Here is a 17,472-nt window from a genome sequence, read left to right as displayed (position 1 = left end):
CCCCCCCCCTCGTCTGCGGCCGGTCCTCCGGCCCGATGCGAGCGGCTCCTCCTCCGGCGCTGCAGCGGCGTCCGGCAGCCCCGCGGTGTCCGTCAGCCCAGCAGCGGCAGCCGCCCGACGATCCTGTCGATCCGGTTCCTCGGCCCCACCAGGCTGACCGCGAGGTACTGCAGCTCGTCGGAGCCGCTCGCCGCGACCGCCTCCCGGTACTCGTCGTACACCCGGGTGGCCTGCGCGGATGCGGGCATGTCGGCGACGAACGTCCTGTCGTGCGCCTCGGCCTTGGCGCGGATCGCGAGCAGGGTGGCCGCGTCGGCGGCGAGGACCGTGCAGCCGGCCCACGGCAGACCGGGATGCAGCGATCCGGACGCGTCGGCGGGGCTCGGTCCGAGCAGTCCCGCGACGTGCGCGGCCGTCGCGGCGCCCACGCAGATCGCGGCGTTCACGGCGCGGCCGGCGGGGAGGGACTCGTCGACGACGACCACCCACTTGAGGCGGGCCGAGCGGGTGGGCGCGGCGGTGTCGATCTCGTCGGGGTGGAAGCCGACGGCGTCGGGGGCGGGGATGGTCATGCTGCTCCTCGGTTCGTGCGAAGTGACGTCACGAAGAGTAGGCAGGAGGGGTCCCCTGCGGCAGGATCTCCGTATGAACGACCAGCAGAACGGCCCAGGAGCGGCACTCGACGAACTCGACGTCCGGATCCTGCAGGTCCTGCAGTCGGATGCACGGATCACGAACCGGGACCTCGCAGCCGCCGTGCACGTCTCGCCCACCACCGCCCTCGACCGAACGAGGAGCCTCCGGCGCCGCGGCGTCATCACCGGCGCGACGCTCACCCTCGACTTCGCGGCCCTCGGGCGCGGCGTGCAGGCGCTGATCGCGGTCCGCATCCGTCCGCCGTCGCGCGAGATCATCGAGGCCTTCCGCGACTGGGTCGCCGGCCTCGACGAGACGGTCGGCGTGTTCGTCACCTCCGGCTCGGAGGACTTCATCATCCACGTCGCCGTCCGCGACAACCAGGACCTCTACGCCTTCGTCATCGACGAGCTGACGCAGCGCCGCGAGGTCGCCGACGTGCGCACCTCAGTCGTCTACGAGCACCTGCGCGAGCAGGTCGTCCTGCCGCTGGAGCCGCACGGCCGCGCGGAGCGGTGAGGCGCCCGAGCGGCGTTCCGACGCGACACGCCGGGCGGATCAGTGGCAGCGCGCGGGATCGCGGGACGCAGAGGGCAGGGTGGAGGGGTGACAGAGCTCGTCCAGATCCCGTCGCCGGGCGTCGCCCTCGAGTACGGGCACCCCGGCCGGCCCGTGGTGGTCGTGCTGCACGACGTCTTCGGGCGCCTGCCGTGGCTGGAGCCGTTCGCCGAGGCCGTGGCGAAGCACGGCTACCACGTGCTCGTGCCCGACCTCTACGACGGCTGGGCCACGCTCGCCCCGGAGGACGCGCGCGACCTCGCCGCGATGGCCGCGCAGGACCGCACCCTCGCCGCTGTCGCCGAGGCGGTCGGCACCGGAGTCGCGGCCGGGGCACCGCGCAGCGCCGTCATCGGCTTCGGCTTCGGCGGCCGCCTCGGGCTGCTCGCCGCGGGCACCGGGCTCGTGGACGCGGTGGTCGCGTACTACGCCACCCTCGGTGCGGAGGAGCACGTGCTGGTCCCGTGCCCCACCCTCCTGCACTACGCGCAGAGCGACGAGTGGCCCGCGGGCGACGACCCGGAGTCGTTCGTCGGACGGCTGAAGGAGTCGGGGACGCCGGTCACGGCGCACACCTACCCGGACACGCAGCGGCACTTCGCGAACGGCAACCTGCGCGACGCGGTCAGCCCCGCCTCCGCGGCGCTCGCCTACGCGCGGACGCTCTCGTTCCTCAATCCACAGCTCATCGACACCTGAGCTCAGCCCTGCACGTCGTGCAGGTGGTGCTGGACGTCGTGCAGGTAGTAGCGGGCGATCGTGTCGACCGTGAACGCCGCGCCGTCGCTGCGGCGGCCTCGGCGCTGCCACTGGGCGCCGGCGACGGAGTCGAACACCTCGGCGATGCGCTCGGCCGCCTCGACCAGCTCGCGGCCGACCGTCGCGGGGTCCTGCTGGTCGTAGCGCTCCTCCACGGCGGTGACGTCCTGGTCCCAGTTGGGGTAGAGCGGGTCGTCGCCGGCGAGCATCAGCTGCACGCGGGTGCGGTAGATGCGGTGCACGTCGCGCACGTGCGCGGCGTACTCGAGCGGCGACCAGGTCTCGTCGTCGGGCCGGCCCGCCGCGTCGTCGCGGTCGAGCACGTAGGGCCAGGCGGCGGCGTTCTCGCGGATGAGCTCGGCGACCTCGTCGGCGTCGACGAGCGAGGCGTCGAAACCGCACTCGAGGCAGGGGCGCTCGAGGACCCAGGTCCAGTCCTTGGTGTCGGGAGTGATCGGCATGGCACCAGAGTAGGGCGCCGCCGGATCAGCAGCGCGTCGGGGTCCCCTGCACGGCGCCGCGCTCGCCGTCGGCCGTCCACGGGAGCCGGGGCAGGCCCTCGGCTCCCGCCGCGGCTCCCTGCTCGACCGCGATGGCGGCCAGGGTGCGGGCGACCGTTGCGGCGAAGTCGCCGCCGGGCGTCGAGCTGTTGATCGAGACGGCCACGGTCAGGCCCGAGACCGGGTCGGAGTAGGCCGCGGTGACGAAGCCGGGCGCGAGGCCCGAGAAGCCGCGGAGGGGTCCCGCCTCGTGCCCGCCGAGCCCGGCGCGGAGGTAGTCGGCGCGGCCCTGGCCCTGGACGACCGGGTCCTGCCACATGGCGTCGCCCGCGGGATCGGCCGCGAGACCCGTCGCCAGCCGCCGGAGGTCCTCCAGATCGGTCAGCGCCCCGCCCGCGGCGCCGAGCGCGGACGGGGACGCGGCGGTGACGTCGAGGCGCACGTCGCAGCGCTTCTCCCCGGTCGCCGGGTCCAGCGCGACCGCGTAGCCGCGGGGGGACGGAGCGGGCAGGTCGACCTCGGAGGCGCCGGGCAGCTCCGTGCTGCGCAGCCCGTACCGCGGCACCACGTACTGGTCGTAGAGCTCCCCGATGCTCCGACCGGTCACCTGCGCGGCGACGATGCCGGCGAGCAGCGGACCGGTGGCGGAGTCGGACCACGCCGCTCCGGGCTCGGCCGAGGCGCCGCGCACCTGGGCCGCGGCGAGCAGCTCGAGCGTCGGCCACTGCCGCGGGGGGTTCTGGAGCACGGTCGGCCAGAGCGCCGAGCGGAAGTCGGCCAGGCCGGAGGTGTGCGCGCAGAGCTCGCGCAGCGTGAGGCCGTCGATGCCGGGCAGGGAGCGCAGCGTCTCGCCGACGTCGGCGTCGAGGTCGACCCGGCCGGAGTCGGCGAGGGCGAGGACCACGTCGCAGGTCATCGCCTCGGTGCCGCCGGTGCCGAGCCGCAGGTGCGCGTCGGTGGTGAGGGCGGTGGTGCGCTCGTCCGACTCCCAGCCGACCGCGCCCTCCCAGCTGCCGCCCCATGGCGACCAGACCCCGGCGACCGCTCCGGTCGCGCCGGCGACGCCGACCGTCTCGTCGAGGAACCCCGACAGGGCGGAGGCGAGCTCCTCCGACGCCGCCTGCGCGGGAGCCTCCGCCACGCGCGAGGCGGCGGCGGGCGTGCAGCCGGCCAGTGCGAGCACGAGGACCGGGACGACGAGCAGTCCCGTCCGCGTCCGTCTGCGAGATCCCATGCCGTGCGACTCCCCCGTCGTCTGCGAACGGCACCACTGTACGGGGGCTCCGTCGGGCCGGAGAGGGCCGCTGAGCGCGCGATCGCGATTCGTGTCCTGACCGTGACCGGCGGAGTCCACCCCGTTCCCAAACCGGCAGGCGCCGGGTTACGAAGAGAGGGAGTACAGCGCAGAGGCGCTGCTCGAAGGAGGTAAGAGACCATGCGCAGATCCCCCAATCGACTGCTGGCGACTCTCTTCGGAGCCGTCTACGTCGTCGTCGGGCTCCTCGGCTTCGTCGTGACCGGAGGCGTGCAGTTCCTCTCGACCGAAGGCGGGCTCCTGCTCGGCGTCTTCGAGGTGAACCCGCTGCACAACATCGCCCACCTGCTCATCGGAGGCGCGCTGCTGATCGCGGGCCTGTCGACCGTCGCCGCGGCGAAGACCGTCAACGTGACCGTCGGAGCGGTGTACCTGCTGCTCGGCATCGTCGGCTTCTTCCTGGTCGACACCGCCCTGAACGTGCTGGCGCTGAACACCGCCGACCACTTCCTGCACCTGGCCAGCGCGCTGGTGCTCCTGGGAGTCGGACTCGGCACCGAGAAGACGGCGAGGACTCGCACCGCCGCGACCGCCTGACCCGGGCGGCACCCGCCGCCCCCCTCTACTCCGTCCGCCGTGGGCCCGCCGTTTTCCGCGGCGGACGGACTGAACGGCCCCGGACGACACGATGCGGTGTGTCGATCCGGGGCCTCCTCTTCTTCCCCGATCCAGCGAAGGAGCCGCCATGACCACCGTGGCCCGATGCAACGCCGCTTTCGCCGGACTCGGCGCCGGGCTCGTCCACCTCTCGCTCGCCGCCGGCGGCGAGGGCGTGCAGGCCCCGGTGATCGGAGTGCTCGGTGCTGTCGAGATCCTCTGGGCGGTCCTCGTCCTGGCACGCGGCCGGATCGTCGTGCCGCGCTCCGCGCTGGTCGTCGCGGTCGCCTCCCTCGCGGCGTTCACCCTCGCTCTGGCCCTCGGCGCACTCGCCGAGACCCTCCCCGCGCTGGCGGCCGCGGTCCTCCAGCTGATCGCGGTCGCCGTGGTGGCCGTCTCGCTCCGCTCTCCGCGCGTCGAGGAGAAGGCCGTCTCGCCGTCGCGAGCTCTCGTCGGACTCCTGGCCGGCGCGCTCACCGTCTCCGCCCTCGCCACCCCCGCCATGGCCGCCTCCTCGGGCGGGTCGGGCGACATGGGCGGGATGATGCACTCCGTCGTCGACGGCGGACACGGGCACTGACGCCCTCTGGTCCCGGCGGCCCCGCTCGGCTAAGGTAAGGCAGACCTCAGTCGCCGAGGGAGGCCACCGTGTCGAACGTCATCCCGTTCTCCGAGGCCCTGCGCCTGCGCATCGGGCAGTCCGGCGCGGACGACGAGGGCGCCGCCTTCATGACCTCGCTGATGACCGGCTCCGGCAGCCGCGACGACTACATCGCGCTCATCTCGCAGCACTACTTCGTCTACGAGGCCCTCGAGGCCGTGGCGGAGGACATGGCCGGCGATCCGGTCGCGGAGCCCTTCCTCTCGGCCAAGCTCACCCGGCTCCCCGCGATCGCGGAGGACCTGCGCTTCCTCGTCGGTGAGGACTGGCGGGAGCGCATCCGCCCGCTGCCCTCGACCAGCGCCTACGTCGACCGGATCCGCACCGTGGCCGCGGGCTGGAGCGGCGGCTTCGTCGCCCACCACTACACGCGCTACCTCGGCGACCTCTCCGGCTGCGCGATCGTCCGCGGGCTGCTGCAGCGGCGGTTCGGCTTCGAGACCAACGGCGTCGGCTTCTTCCTCTTCGGCGAGATCGCCGCACCGTCGGCCTTCCGCGCCACCTACCGCGAGCAGCTCGACGCCGCGGGCTGGGACGAGGAGGAGCGCGAGCGGGTCATCGCGGAGGTCGCGGAGGCGTACCGGCTGACGACGGAGCTGTTCCGCGATCTCGCCCGGACCTGCGCGGCGGCCTGAGGCCCCTGCTCCCACGTCCTCCGCGGGGCGTCAGTCCGCGGACGCCTCCGCGACGGCGGCCGGCTCGGCTCGCCGTTCGGACATGAAGCGCAGCACGTCCTTGTCGACGATGATGTCGCTCGGCCGGAGCGGCCGCGTCAGGTAGAGCCCCTCGAGGCTCGTGATGCGGCTGAGCGCCACGTAGGTCTGCCCGGGGGCGAAGGCGCGCTGCCCGAGGTCGACCACGGCGGAGTCGTAGGTCTTGCCCTGCGACTTGTGGATCGTGACCGCCCACGCCAGGCGGAGCGGGAACTGCGCGAACTCGGCGACGATCTCGCGGGTGAGCTTCTTCGTCGCGGCGGAGTAGGAGTAGCGGTAGCGCTCCCAGGTCGCGGGCTCGACCTCGTGGACCTCGCCGTCCACCTCGACCCAGACCGTCCCCGCGACCTTCGTCACCCGGCCGATCGTGCCGTTCACCCAGCGCTGCTCGGAGTCGTTGCGCAGGAACATCACGTGCGCGCCGATCTTGAGCTCGAGGTTCTGGTCCGCGGGATAGGCGCGCCCGCCGAAGTCGCCGCTGATCTCGGCCGACGCGGTCTTCAGCGGGCCCTTCAGCCGCGCGAGCGCCGCCTGGTTGATGCGGTTGACCGTGTCGTTGCGGGTCGCGAGCGTGATCGCGTCGTCGGCCGGAGGCGTCCGCGCGCCCGCCGCGTTCAGCACGTCGGCGATCTCCTTCGTCACCATGCCGAAGCGGACCGCGTTGAGCATCCACTTGAAGCGCTCGTCGCTCTGCCGGTGGATCCGGCCGAGCTCGACGATCCGCAGCGGCGCCTCCTGCCAGACGAGAGCGTCGAAGAACCACAGCGAGCGGTAGCGGTCGGCGAAGTAGGCGCGCTCCTCCGGATCGCCGGGAACGGGTGCGAGCTGGAACGGGTCGCCGAAGAGGACGACCTGCACGCCCCCGAACGGCTCGGAGCGCCGCTGCCGCGCCTGCCGGAGGCTGCGGTCGATCCCGTCGAGCAGGTCGGCGTTGACCATGGAGATCTCGTCGATGACGAGCGTGTCGATGGTGTTGAGGAGCTTGCGCAGCTCGGGCGGCTGGTCGAGGTCGGAGTCGGCGATGACGCCGATCGGCAGTCGGAAGAGCGAGTGGATGGTCTGGCCGCCGACGTTCAGCGCGGCGACGCCGGTGGGGGCGCAGATGACGATCTGCTTGTCGGTGTTCCAGCTCAGGTGGTTGAGCAGGGTGGACTTGCCCGTGCCCGCGCGACCCGTGACGAACAGGTGCTCGCGCGTGTTCTCGATGAGGTCGAAGACCCGCTGCTGCTCGTCGGAGAGGGTCGGCTGAGTCACCGCTCCACTGTACCCGCGGGCCGCCGGGACCCCGGGGCCCGGGCGCGGATCAGCCGCGCTTCTGGAGGGCGGCCAGGCGGTCGTTGTAGGCCGTGAGCTCGGCCTCTCCGGTGCGGTCGGCCTGGCGGTCGCGGCGCTTGGTCTCGCGGGCGTCGGAGCGGCTCCACATCATCGCGACGACGATCGCGAGCGCGAGGGTGGGGATCTCGCCGATGCTCCACGCGATACCGCCGGCCGCCTGCTGATCGGCGAGCGCGGAGGTGCCCCAGCCCATCGCTCCGTACCAGTCGGCCAGGAGCAGCCCCTCCCCCGTCATCAGCGCGAGGCCGAAGAAGGCGTGGAACGCCATGGTGCCCAGCAGCAGCAGGAGGCGCATCGCGTAGGGCACGCGGTGCACGCTCGGGTCCACTCCGATCAGGACGCTGACGAAGAGGTAGCCGGTGATCAGGAAGTGGACGATCATCCACTCGTGGCCGATGTGGTCCGTGGTGGCCCAGCGGAACAGCGGGGAGTAGTAGAAGCCCCAGAGCGACCCGACGAACAGCAGCGCGGCGACGATCGGGTGCGAGATCGCGGTGGCGAAGCGCGAGTGCACGGCGAGCAGCACCCACTCGCGGGCACCGCGGGAGCCGTCGGTGCGGCGGGCGGCGGCGCGGGCGATGAGCGTGACCGGTGCCGCCGGGACGAGCAGCAGCGGCACCGCCATGGTGAGGACCATGTGCGAGAGCATGTGGGCGCTGAACAGGTACTTCTCGTACGCGTTCACCCCGCCGTTCGTGATGTAGGCCAGGAGGAGCATGCCCGCGATCCAGAGGATCGTGCGGTGCAGGGGCCAGCGGTCGCCGCGGCGGTGCAGGCGCACCACTCCGGCGACGTAGAACGCGATGGCGAAGGAGCAGACCAGGAGCCAGACCAGGTCGATGTTCCAGAGCGTGAGGAAGTTCATCGCGCTCGCTGGCGGCGGCAGGGGCTCGCCCGTCAGCAGCTGGGCCGGGGTCGGATCCGTGAGCTGGCTCGCGGCGATCTGGTCGACCGGGGTCGCTGTGCGCGCGAGAGCCGCGGCGACTCCGGACGCGATCCCCATGAAGGCGATCTCGGCGCCGACGAGCCACCAGAAGCTGCGGCCGCCGACACCGCCGGCCTTCCGCATCCGCTCGATGAGGTAGCGGCGCTGCAGAACGCCGAACAGGCCCAGCGCGACCAGCGCCGCGACCTTGACCAGCACGAGGATCCCGTAGCCGGTCAGCAGGTTGTCGAGAGTGGCGAGCCGGAGCTCGGCGCTGACGTACCCGGACGCCGCGACCACGACGAAGCTCACGAGCGCGAGGCTGGAGTAGCGCTCGATCACGGGCAGCAGGCGGGAGCCGCCGAGCAGGGGCCGCAGGGCGACGACGGTGATGAGGCCGCCCAGCCAGATCGCCGCGAAGACGAGGTGGAGGCCCAGCGCCGTGACGGCGGCGTCGTGCCCGCTCGCTCCGGCCGCGTGCCCCTGCTGCGCCATCGGCAGCAGCGTGAGCAGGGCCAGGCCCGTGACGAAGACGAGCGCGGTCTGGTTGCGGACGGCGAAGCAGAGGACGGTGACGACGGCCGCGAGCAGGGTCGTGATGAGCCAGGCCTGGCCGACCTCGATGCTGCCGATGAAGTAGCTGAGCTTGGTGCCGAAGTCGCGGTCGAGGCTCAGGGGCGTCTGCGTGACGTTGAGGAAGGTGAGGAACCCGGTCACCGCGCTGGCCGCCGCGAAGAAGGCGGCGCTGGCGGCGGCGACGTCGAGGGCGATCGAGAACTCGGTGCGCGGCTCGGGCGCGGCCTCGGCGGGCGCGGGGCGCGCGGGGGCGACCGCGGTGCGCGTCGATCCGGCGCGGGAGGAGGACTGGCCGCCGCGCGAGGACTGGCCGCCGCGCGAGGAGGCGTGAGCGGTCGAGGCGCGGGACGAGGATCGGGCGTCGCGGGCGGCGGCGGCGCGGGGGCTCAGCGCGAACAGCGTCAGCACGAGCGAGCCGATCATCCCCGCGGCGCCGAGATTGACGGCCAGCTTGGCGATAGGGAGGCCGTACCGGACCACGGGGCCGGGATCGTTCAGCAGCGGAGCCGCGGCTCCCCCGCCGAAGGCCAGGGCCGCGAGGAGGGCGACGAGCGCTGCGGCGACGAGCACGAGCGCAGGGCCGACGATCCGGACGGTTCGATTCACCGGTCCAGCCTACGTTCCGCGGCTGATCGGCAGCCGCGTCCGCGGACGATCGGCGGCCGCGTCCGCGGACGACGACGGCCCCGGCGCAGTGCCGGGGCCGTGTCGGAGGGCGCGACTACTTCGCGGCGGCCTTGAGCTTGGTGCCCGCGGAGACCTTGACCGAGTGGCCGGCGGCGATCTGGATGGTCTCGCCGGTCTGCGGGTTGCGGCCGGTGCGCGCGGCGCGGGAGGTGCGCTCGACGGCGATCCAGCCGGGGATGGTGACCTTCACGTCGTTCGACACGGAGTCGGCGAGGGTGGTGAAGAGCGAGTCGAGGACGCCGTTGACGGCGGCCTGGCTCTGGCCGGAGTCGGCGGCGATCTTCGCGACGAGCTCGGTGCGGTTGAGCGACTTGTCAGCCATGGAGTGTCCTCCCAGGACGTTCTCGCTGTCGGAACAGCTGGTTTCGATGGATCGTCCTCGGCCGGGGACGGACGTCCTCAACCGGTCGGACCGTCGGTAACCTACCAGCCCCGCCCCGGATCTCCGGCGATTCCGGCCCCGAGACGCCCGGAACGACGCCGATCGCGCCGGTCGGTCCCTCCACAGGAGGCGCTCGGCGCCTCTCGTCCACCGATCCGCCGATCGCCTCTCCGCAGAGTCCGCCGCCTGACGAGGATCGGCTCATGACGACGACGGCACTCCTCCCTGCACCTGCTCCGGCCGACGCGGCCCTCCCCCGGCCGCCCCGGCGGCACCCTCCCGCACGCCGGCCGTACGAGCCCGGCCTCGCCGCGGTCGCGCTGGGCCTGCTCGCGCTCGCGTCCTCCGTGCATCCGCTCTGGGCCCTCCCCGCCGTCGCCGTGGCGGTCGCCGCGGTGATCGCGTCCGTACGGGCGCTGCGGTGGGCGGGCGAGCGGAGGAGCGCGGTGGCCGGGCTCGCCTGCGCGGCTCTCGCGCTGCTCATCTGCTCCGTCACGGCTCCCGCCTCGGTGCGGGCGGGCCTGGCCGTGCTGGCCTGGATCACCGCCCTGCGGCCCGGCCCGTGAGCGGGCGCGGCTCCGGTCCAGCCCGCCTCGCTACAGTGACGGCGGCCCGCGCCCGAGCGGGCCGGGAGGACGGCCACGATGGCTCAGACGGACGGTTGGATCTCGACGGCGATCTGGTGGCACGTCTACCCGCTCGGCTTCACGGGCGCCGAGGCGAGCGCCTCGGAGGGTCCGGGTCCGGACGACGAGCCGCAGCACCGCCTCCGCGCCCTGCTCCCCTGGCTCGACGACCTGCTGGCGCTGGGCTGCAACGGGCTGCTGCTGGGGCCGGTCTTCGCCTCCTCCACCCACGGCTACGACACGGTCGACCACTTCCGGGTCGATCCCCGCCTCGGCGACGAGGCCGACCTCGACGCGCTGATCGCCGCGTGCCGCGAGCGCGGGATCCGGGTGCTGCTCGACGGGGTCTTCAACCACGTGGGACGGGAGCACCCCTGGTGGCGTGCCGCGGTCGCGGCCGGCGAGGGCTCCCCCGAGGCGGCGCGCTTCTCCCGCAGTGAGCGGTCGCAGGAGGTCGACGGCCTCCGCGTCGACGTGTTCGAGGGGCACGACGCCCTGGTCGAGCTCGACAACGGGAACCCCGAGGTCGCGGAGCACGTGTCCTCCGTGCTCGCGCACTGGCTCGAGCGGGGCATCGACGGCTGGCGGCTCGACGCGGCGTACGCGGTCGCGCCGGCGGCCTGGCACGCGGCGATCGACCCGGTGCGGCAGCGCTTCCCCGACGCGTGGTTCGTCGGCGAGGTCATCCACGGCGACTACACCGGCTACGTGCGGGAGTCCGGGCTCGACTCGGTCACGCAGTACGAGCTCTGGAAGGCCGTCCGCAACTCCCTCGAGGAGGCGAACCTCTTCGAGCTGGCCTGGTCCCTGAAGCGCCACGACGACTTCGTCCGCGAGTTCCTGCCCTTGACCTTCGTCGGCAACCACGACGTGACCCGGATCGCCAGCGCCGTCAGCGACGAGCGCCACCTCGGCCACGCCACGGCGATCCTCGGCTTCGTCGCCGGCGTGCCGAGCATCTACTCCGGCGACGAGCGGGGCCTGCGCGGCGTCAAGGAGGAGCGGATCGGCGGCGACGACGCGATCCGCCCGGAGTTCCCGGCCGATCCCGCCGAGTGGCCGGGCGGGGAGGCCTACCGGGCCCACCAGGAGGTCGTCGCGTTCCGCCGACGGAACCCGTGGCTGGTCGGCGCGAGCACCCGCACGGTCGACCTCTCCAACACCGCCGTGATGCTCGTGGCGGAGGGCCCGGAGGGACGCACCGCGCGGCTCGCGCTGAACATCGGCGACGAGACGGCGACCGTCGGCGGCGTCCAGGTCGCTCCCCACTCCTGGTCGCTGCACGACTGACCCGGCGCGCAGGCGGCCCGGCAGTGCGCGACGGAGCGTCGACCTCCGGGGGCCCGTCCTCTACGCTCGGGCGCATGCCGAGACCTGCACGAGGACCCTCCGACGGACGAGCCGACTCGATCGACGACGCCGGGATGCCGGCGTCCGGACTCGAGCAGGCGTTCGCCGCCCCCGTCGACCCGGAGAGCGACCCCGGACCGGGCGAGAGGAGCGGCCTCTCGAGCCGCATCGCCCAGGAGCTGCTCGAGGACGGCTTCGGCCTCGACGCGAGCGACGAGGAGGCCCCGTCCCGCGCCGTCGAGATCGACGATCCTGCCCGCGCCGTCGGGGACGATCCCGCCCACCCCGTGCACGGCTCGATGTCCGGCGAGTTCGAGCGCCGCTGAGCCCGGCCGCCCTCGGTCGGTCGTCGACAGCCCGGCGGCACCGCTCCGCCCGCCGGCCGTCGTCACCCCGCCGGTACCGCGCCGCCGGCCGCCGGAGCCGGGTCCGGGCCGCCCGCCTGCAGCTCGGCGAGGAATCCGGGCCGGAGCACGCGTGCCTCGATCGACGCGGCTCCCGAGGTCCAGCCGTCGCCGAGCGGACGCTCGGGCGTGAGCAGCACGTGGCCCGGCGTCCCCGCTCGGCCGAGGGCGGCGGCGACGCGGCCCTCCGGATCGTAGAGGGCGTGGTCGACGAGCGGCCCGTAGACGGCGTGCACCGCGAAGTCCTCGCGGCTGCCGAGGAGGACGGGGAGCAGCTCCTCGGCCGGGCGCAGGCCGTGGGGCCACCAGCGGAAGCGCTCGACGAGCTCGTGGCAGGCGGCGCACGAGGGCGAGAAGAAGACGAGGTGCGTCGCCGGGCGGGACAGCTCCTCGAGCGTCAGGAGCTCGCCGGCCACCGTGACGAACGCGAGGTCGGCGGCCGAGAGGTCGCCCTCGGGCGCGCGCCCCGGCGCGGACTCCCTGTCGGCTGCGGACAGGCGGGCGGCCGCCCGGACGCGAGCGGCCGTCGACGCCGCACGGCGGTCGCGCACCAGCACGAGCGAGACCGCGGCGAGAGCGGCGGCGAGCCCGGACGCCGCCGCCGAGGCACCGCCGCCGCCGAGCAGCGCGGCCGGAGCGAGCCCGCCGAGGGCCCCGGCGACCGCGAGCGCGAGCAGCACCGCGTTCCTCGCGACGGTGCGTCCGGTCATCCGCGCCGAGCCCAGCCCGCCGAAGCACTCGCAGTCGACGTCCTCCGTCGCGCGGACCGCGCGGACGGCGACGACGAGGAACACGGCGTCGAGGAGCGCCACCGGCACGAGGGCGGCACGGTGCGCCGGAGCGGGCGCCAGCACCGCCGCGGCGCCCAGCGCGATCTCGACGACGGGGAAGGCGGCCGCGAACCAGCCGCGGCGCCGGAGGAGGAGGGGGACCCCGAGCGCCTCGAGGCTCGCCCGGAACCGCTCCGTGCGGCCGAGCTTCAGGGCGCCGCTGACGACGAGCACCGCGCCCGCGCACCACGCGGCGATCGCGAGAACCGCCTCCAGCATCCGTCGCCCTCCTCGCTCGGCATCGACCCGCGCGACGCTACCGGCGCGGACCGGCCTCCCGCGGCCGAGGCGGGGAACGGGGCGGAGACGGCGCGATCCGGCGCGTTCCGCCCTCCGGACGAGCCGCTGCCGGCGCATCCGGCGCCCCGATCCGGCCAGGCGCGGCGCCCCCGGGCTCCCTCCCGGTCCCGGACGGCCGCTCGGCCGTACACTGCGAGAGGATCGGAGGGGTCATGCGGGAACGGCGAGCGCGCGACGAGCGACACGGCACGGCGACGACCCCGCCTGCGGACGCCGCTCCCCCGGCAGCGGTCCCGGCTCCGGCCCTCGCGGACTCGCCGGACGACGCCTCGGGCGACGTCTCGACCGGGATGCGGATCGCCGCCGCCTGGTCGTGGCGCTTCCTCGCCGTCGCCGGGCTCCTCTACCTCCTCGTGCGCCTCGTCTCGCTGCTGCCCGTGATCGTCGTGCCGGTGCTGATCGCGCTGCTGCTCACCGCGCTCCTCACTCCGCTGCGGAACCGGCTCGAGCGCCTGCGGCTCCCCCGCCCGCTCGCGGTCCTGGTCTCGATCGTCCTGATGCTCCTCCTGCTGACCGGCCTCGTCGGGCTGGTGGTCGTGCAGTCCCGCTCCGGCTTCAGCGGAGTGGGGCAGCGCGCCCTCGACGCGGTCGACGGCGTCGAGGCGTGGCTGCGGAGCCCGCCGCTGTCGTTCTCGGACGTGCAGCTCTCGGACTGGGCGCAGCGCGCGGTCGACTGGGCCGACGCGCAGGCGTCGACGATCGCGTCCGGCGCCCTCGCCGTCGGCTCCCAGCTGGCCGAGGTCTTCGCAGGGACCCTCCTCACCCTGTTCTCGCTGATCTTCCTGCTCCTCGACGGCCGCCGGATCTGGCACTGGTTCCTCCGCCTCCTCCCCCGCCGCGCGCGCCCCGCGATGGAGCGCGGCGGCGCCGCCGGCTGGCGGACCCTCAGCCAGTTCGTGATCGCGCAGCTCGGCGTCGCCGGGATCAATGCGGTCGGCATCGGCATCGGCGCGCTCGCGCTGCAGCTGCCGCTCGTCGTGCCGATCGCGATCGTGGTGTTCCTCGGCTCGTTCGTCCCGATCCTCGGCGCGATCGTGACCGGTGCGCTCGCCGCACTGGTCGCTCTGCTGTTCAGCGGGCCCGTCGCCGCGCTGGTGATGGTCGGCGTCGTGATCCTGGTGCACCTGCTCGAGGGGCACGTGCTGCAGCCGCTCATCCTCGGGACCGCCGTGAAGGTGCATCCGCTCGCCGTGGTGCTCGGAGTCGCGACCGGGCTCGAGGTGGCCGGGCTCGCCGGGGCGCTGTTCGCGGTGCCGACCATCGCGACGCTGAACGCGGCGGTCACCGCCATGCGGGCGCGCGCGCCCGGCGCGGAGTGAGCGCGTTCGATCCGGCCGCCCGACCCGGATCGACGGTGCTGCCCGCCCTCGCCTGCCCGGTCTGCGGCGGCGCGCTCGCCCCCGACGCGCTCCCCCGCCCCTCCTCGCTCCGCTGCCCCCTCGGGCACAGCGCCGACCTCGCGCGTCAGGGCTACGCCTCGCTGCTGCGCGGGAGGCACGCGACCTCGGGCGACACCGCGGCGATGGTGCAGGCCCGCGCCGACCTGCTCGGCTCCGGCCACTACCGGGTGATCCAGGACGCGGTCGCCGCGGCCGTCCCCGCCGACGCGCGGCTCGTGGTCGACCTCGGCTGCGGCACCGGGGCGTACCTCGCGGCCGTGCTCGAGGCGCATCCGGCGGCGGACGGGCTGGGCCTGGACCTCTCGGCCCCGGCCGCCCGCCGCGCCGCCCGCGCGCACCCCCGGGCGGCGATCGCGACCGCCGACCTCTGGCAGCCCCTCCCGCTGGCCGACGCCTCCGCCGACGCGCTGCTCACCGTCTTCGCGCCGCGGAACGCCCCGGAGATGCGGCGGGTGCTCCGTCTGGGCGGCGTCGCCGTCGTCGTCACTCCGCGCGAGAGGCACCTGCACGAGATCCGCGAGCGGTTCGGGATGCTCGGCATCGACGCCGGCAAGGCGGAGCGGCTCGACGAGCAGCTGGCGGGGTTCGCGCTCGAGGAGCGCATCGAGCTCGACACGACGGTGCTGATGAGCGTCGACGAGCTGCGCGCCGAGGTGCTGATGGGGCCGAGTGCCCACCACGTGGATCCCGAGGCGCTGGACGCGCGGCTCGCGGCGGTGGACGGGACGACCGCGGTGACGGTCGCGGTCACCGTGTCGCGCTTCGTGCGCGCGGAGTAGCGGCGGGCGCGCCGCCGGCCCCGCGTCAGTACGTCTCGCGCAGGCGCTCCTGGTCGACCACCGCTTCGCGGTCCGCGAGGCGGCGCAGGCCCGCGAGGGGCTGGGCCATCCGGTGGTTGCCGCGGAGGACCGGCTCGGCCCGGTCGAGGAAGGCCCAGTACCCGGCGGTCACCGGGCAGGCGTTCTCGCCCAGGCGCACCTTCGGGTCGAAGCGGCAGCCGCCGCAGTAGTCGGACATCCGGTTGATGTAGGCGCCGCCCGAGGCGTACGGCTTCGTCGCGACGACGCCGCCGTCGGCGTGCTGGGACATCCCGATCACGTTCGCCGGCATCACCCACTCCGTGCCGTCGACGAAGACGTCCACGAACCAGTCGTTGAGCTCCGCCGGATCCCACCCCCGCTGCAGTCCCCAGTTGCCGAGCACCATCAGGCGCTGGATGTGGTGCGCCCAGCCGTGCCGGTGCACGTCGTCGAGCGTCTCGTGCAGGCAGTTCGCCTCGATGCCGCTCGGGTCGAGAGCGAGCAGCTCCGCGGGCAGCGGTGTGGAGGCGCCGAGCGCGCGGCTGCGGTTCCGGTACTCCGGCCCGAGGTGCCAGAACAGGTTCCAGACGTAGTCGCGCCAGCCGAGGATCTGGCGGATGAACCCCTCCGTCGCCGCGATCGGCGCGCCCCCGGCGGCGTACTCCGCCTCGGCCGCCTCGACGACCGTCCGCGGATCGAGCACGCCGAGGTTCATCGGGGCGCTGAGCAGCGAGTGCGCCATCGTCCAGTCGCCCGAGAGCATCGCGTCCTCGTAGGTCCCGAAGTCGCCCAGGCGCGACGACACGAAGTCGGCGAGCGCCGCTTCGGCCTCGGCGGGCGTCGCGGCGAAGCGGCGCGGACCGTCGGCGCCGACCAGGCGGACCGCCCCCTCGGCCTCCCAGCGCGCGAGGTCGGCGCGCACCTCCTCGTCGATGTCGTCCTCCTCCGGCCACCACGGGTCGGGCAGGCCGAGCCGGGAGGCGCCCTTGGGCGGAGGCTGGCGGTTGTCGTGGTCGTAGTTCCAGCGGCCGCCCTCGGGCTGGTCGCCGCGCATCAGGACGCCGGTGCGCTCGCGGCTCCACCGGTAGAAGTCCTCCAGCAGCAGGCGCTTGCCCGAGCGGGAGAGCGCCCACTCGCGGAAGTCCTCCTCGGCCGTGATGAAGCCGCGGCTGGGCAGAACGCTCATGCCGAGCCTGCGGGCGAGGCGGCGGCCGCCGCGGGTCGGCGGGTCGATCACCTCGAGGTCGTCGCGCCCGGCGAGGGCCTCGCCGAAGGTCTCGGAGCGGACGTACTCGGCGCGGTCCCCGAGCTCGCGGGCGCGGTGGCGGAGCGCCGACAGCAGCAGCTGCGCCTTGGCGCGGTGCATCGGGCGGCGCCCGAACGCCGATCGGGCCTCGACCAGCAGCATCGGACCGCCGTCGTCGAAGGCAGGGCCGAGCTGGCCGATGACGCTCCAGCGGGTGCGAGGGGGTCTGCTCATCCTCGGAGGCTAGGCGGACGGATCCGGCGCCGGTAGGAGTTGCGCGGCACGGATGTGCAGCCGCCACGTCTTGCACCCCCGCCCCCGATGCAGAAGTCTCGGAGCGAGCGCGGCCGATCCGACCGCGCACCGACGCGACGAAGCGAGGAGGCCGCCATGGCCCACCACGACCACGACAACGAGCACCACGAGGGTCACGAGCACCACGACCACCACGAGGGTCACGACGAGCACACCGCCGGCCACGGCCGTCACGTCGCCGAGGGCACGAGCACCGAGGACACCGAGGGCGGCGAGTACACCTCGACGGAGGGCGTCTCGCACACCGCCGGCGAGGCCGAGGGCAGCTACGTCGACACCTCGGTGAACGAGCAGAGCACCGCCGACAAGGGCAGCTACGTCGACACCAGCGCCGCGGGCACCTCCGCCGAGGGCGAGGGCGAGTACACCGACCGCGACGAGTGACCCGCGCCCGGGCGCCGCGCGTCCCGCCGGGACACCGCGCTCCGGCCGGTGTCCCGGCGGGGAACCGGCGCCTCGGCGGGACGCGGTGGTCCGTCGGCGCTTCAGGCGGGCTTCAGCGGGGCCGCGGCTAGCCTGGGCTCGCGCGGGCCCCCGCGCGCCGAGCCCGGGGAGGC

Annotated in this window: 19 protein-coding genes; 11 read left to right on the top strand and 8 right to left on the bottom strand. The window is 74.2% G+C overall.

Annotation, left to right across the window (positions count from 1 at the left end):
- Positions 1–92 precede the first annotated feature (92 nt).
- Positions 93–572: a DUF2000 domain-containing protein gene (locus C5C39_RS11955; RefSeq protein ID WP_104353460.1), complete on the bottom strand. Its 480-nt coding sequence runs from the start codon at positions 570–572 to the stop codon at positions 93–95.
- Positions 573–645: 73 nt separating this feature from the next.
- On the opposite strand from C5C39_RS11955, the gene C5C39_RS11950 reads away from it, so the two are divergent.
- Both C5C39_RS11950 and C5C39_RS11945 read left to right on the top strand, forming a co-directional pair.
- A complete protein-coding gene (locus C5C39_RS11950) occupies positions 646–1,155 on the top strand; it encodes an Lrp/AsnC family transcriptional regulator (RefSeq protein WP_104255349.1) in 510 nt (169 codons plus the stop codon).
- A gap of 87 nt (positions 1,156–1,242) precedes the next feature.
- Complete coding sequence (locus tag C5C39_RS11945; protein ID WP_104237610.1) at positions 1,243–1,893, top strand: dienelactone hydrolase family protein; 651 nt, start codon at positions 1,243–1,245, stop codon at positions 1,891–1,893.
- 2 nt (positions 1,894–1,895) lie between these two features.
- On the opposite strand, the gene C5C39_RS11940 is transcribed toward C5C39_RS11945, so the two are convergent.
- Both C5C39_RS11940 and C5C39_RS11935 read right to left on the bottom strand, forming a co-directional pair.
- On the bottom strand, positions 1,896–2,414 hold the full coding sequence (locus C5C39_RS11940) for a DinB family protein (protein ID WP_104222903.1): 519 nt from the start codon (positions 2,412–2,414) through the stop codon (positions 1,896–1,898).
- A gap of 25 nt (positions 2,415–2,439) precedes the next feature.
- Positions 2,440–3,687: a serine hydrolase gene (locus C5C39_RS11935; RefSeq protein ID WP_104249916.1), complete on the bottom strand. Its 1,248-nt coding sequence runs from the start codon at positions 3,685–3,687 to the stop codon at positions 2,440–2,442.
- A gap of 201 nt (positions 3,688–3,888) precedes the next feature.
- On the opposite strand from C5C39_RS11935, the gene C5C39_RS11930 reads away from it, so the two are divergent.
- The 3 genes from C5C39_RS11930 (at position 3,889) to C5C39_RS11920 (ending at position 5,661) form a co-directional block, all read left to right on the top strand.
- A complete protein-coding gene (locus C5C39_RS11930; protein WP_104222905.1) occupies positions 3,889–4,305 on the top strand; it encodes a DUF4383 domain-containing protein in 417 nt (138 codons plus the stop codon).
- A 148-nt stretch (positions 4,306–4,453) separates the two neighbouring features.
- Positions 4,454–4,945, top strand: coding sequence for a hypothetical protein (locus tag C5C39_RS11925; RefSeq protein ID WP_104353459.1), 492 nt, complete (start codon positions 4,454–4,456; stop codon positions 4,943–4,945).
- 68 nt (positions 4,946–5,013) lie between these two features.
- A complete protein-coding gene (locus C5C39_RS11920) occupies positions 5,014–5,661 on the top strand; it encodes a heme oxygenase (biliverdin-producing) (protein WP_104246937.1) in 648 nt (215 codons plus the stop codon).
- 30 nt (positions 5,662–5,691) lie between these two features.
- Here C5C39_RS11920 and C5C39_RS11915 read toward each other — a convergent pair whose 3' ends face one another.
- From C5C39_RS11915 to C5C39_RS11905, 3 genes are all read right to left on the bottom strand, one after another.
- The gene (locus C5C39_RS11915; protein WP_104222908.1) at positions 5,692–6,993 is read right to left on the bottom strand and encodes an ATP-dependent RecD-like DNA helicase; all 1,302 of its coding nucleotides are present in this window, start codon (positions 6,991–6,993) and stop codon (positions 5,692–5,694) included.
- 49 nt (positions 6,994–7,042) lie between these two features.
- On the bottom strand, positions 7,043–9,181 hold the full coding sequence (locus C5C39_RS11910) for a bifunctional copper resistance protein CopD/cytochrome c oxidase assembly protein (protein ID WP_258075825.1): 2,139 nt from the start codon (positions 9,179–9,181) through the stop codon (positions 7,043–7,045).
- A gap of 115 nt (positions 9,182–9,296) precedes the next feature.
- A complete protein-coding gene (locus C5C39_RS11905; RefSeq protein WP_056037903.1) occupies positions 9,297–9,584 on the bottom strand; it encodes an HU family DNA-binding protein in 288 nt (95 codons plus the stop codon).
- 263 nt (positions 9,585–9,847) lie between these two features.
- Between C5C39_RS11905 and C5C39_RS11900 the strand changes: the two genes are divergently transcribed.
- From C5C39_RS11900 to C5C39_RS11890, 3 genes are all read left to right on the top strand, one after another.
- Positions 9,848–10,210 (top strand): hypothetical protein, encoded by a 363-nt coding sequence (locus tag C5C39_RS11900; RefSeq protein WP_104353458.1) that lies wholly within the window; start codon positions 9,848–9,850, stop codon positions 10,208–10,210.
- 78 nt (positions 10,211–10,288) lie between these two features.
- On the top strand, positions 10,289–11,560 hold the full coding sequence (locus tag C5C39_RS11895) for an alpha-amylase family glycosyl hydrolase (protein WP_104353457.1): 1,272 nt from the start codon (positions 10,289–10,291) through the stop codon (positions 11,558–11,560).
- Between the two features lie 74 nt (positions 11,561–11,634).
- Positions 11,635–11,946 (top strand): hypothetical protein, encoded by a 312-nt coding sequence (locus tag C5C39_RS11890; protein WP_146079427.1) that lies wholly within the window; start codon positions 11,635–11,637, stop codon positions 11,944–11,946.
- A gap of 62 nt (positions 11,947–12,008) precedes the next feature.
- Here the strand turns inward: C5C39_RS11890 and C5C39_RS11885 are convergent, their stop codons facing one another.
- On the bottom strand, positions 12,009–13,073 hold the full coding sequence (locus tag C5C39_RS11885; protein ID WP_104353456.1) for a MauE/DoxX family redox-associated membrane protein: 1,065 nt from the start codon (positions 13,071–13,073) through the stop codon (positions 12,009–12,011).
- A 233-nt stretch (positions 13,074–13,306) separates the two neighbouring features.
- On the opposite strand from C5C39_RS11885, the gene C5C39_RS11880 reads away from it, so the two are divergent.
- Together C5C39_RS11880 and C5C39_RS11875 are read left to right on the top strand one after the other, a co-directional pair.
- The gene (locus tag C5C39_RS11880; RefSeq protein ID WP_104353455.1) at positions 13,307–14,473 is read left to right on the top strand and encodes an AI-2E family transporter; all 1,167 of its coding nucleotides are present in this window, start codon (positions 13,307–13,309) and stop codon (positions 14,471–14,473) included.
- The gene (locus C5C39_RS11875; RefSeq protein WP_104353454.1) at positions 14,470–15,333 is read left to right on the top strand and encodes a methyltransferase domain-containing protein; all 864 of its coding nucleotides are present in this window, start codon (positions 14,470–14,472) and stop codon (positions 15,331–15,333) included. Before C5C39_RS11880 ends, C5C39_RS11875 begins: the two co-directional genes overlap by 4 nt.
- A 25-nt stretch (positions 15,334–15,358) precedes the next feature.
- On the opposite strand, the gene C5C39_RS11870 is transcribed toward C5C39_RS11875, so the two are convergent.
- Positions 15,359–16,834, bottom strand: coding sequence for a cryptochrome/photolyase family protein (locus tag C5C39_RS11870; protein ID WP_104246940.1), 1,476 nt, complete (start codon positions 16,832–16,834; stop codon positions 15,359–15,361).
- A gap of 156 nt (positions 16,835–16,990) precedes the next feature.
- On the opposite strand from C5C39_RS11870, the gene C5C39_RS11865 reads away from it, so the two are divergent.
- The gene (locus C5C39_RS11865) at positions 16,991–17,299 is read left to right on the top strand and encodes a hypothetical protein (protein ID WP_181027115.1); all 309 of its coding nucleotides are present in this window, start codon (positions 16,991–16,993) and stop codon (positions 17,297–17,299) included.
- The last annotated feature ends 173 nt before the right edge of the window (positions 17,300–17,472 follow it).

Origin of the sequence: Rathayibacter sp. AY1F3, from assembly GCF_002931975.1 — a bacterium.
Classification (GTDB): domain Bacteria; phylum Actinomycetota; class Actinomycetes; order Actinomycetales; family Microbacteriaceae; genus Rathayibacter.
Note: the sequence above shows the minus strand (reverse complement) of the source record. Positions and strands in the feature narration are given on the sequence as shown.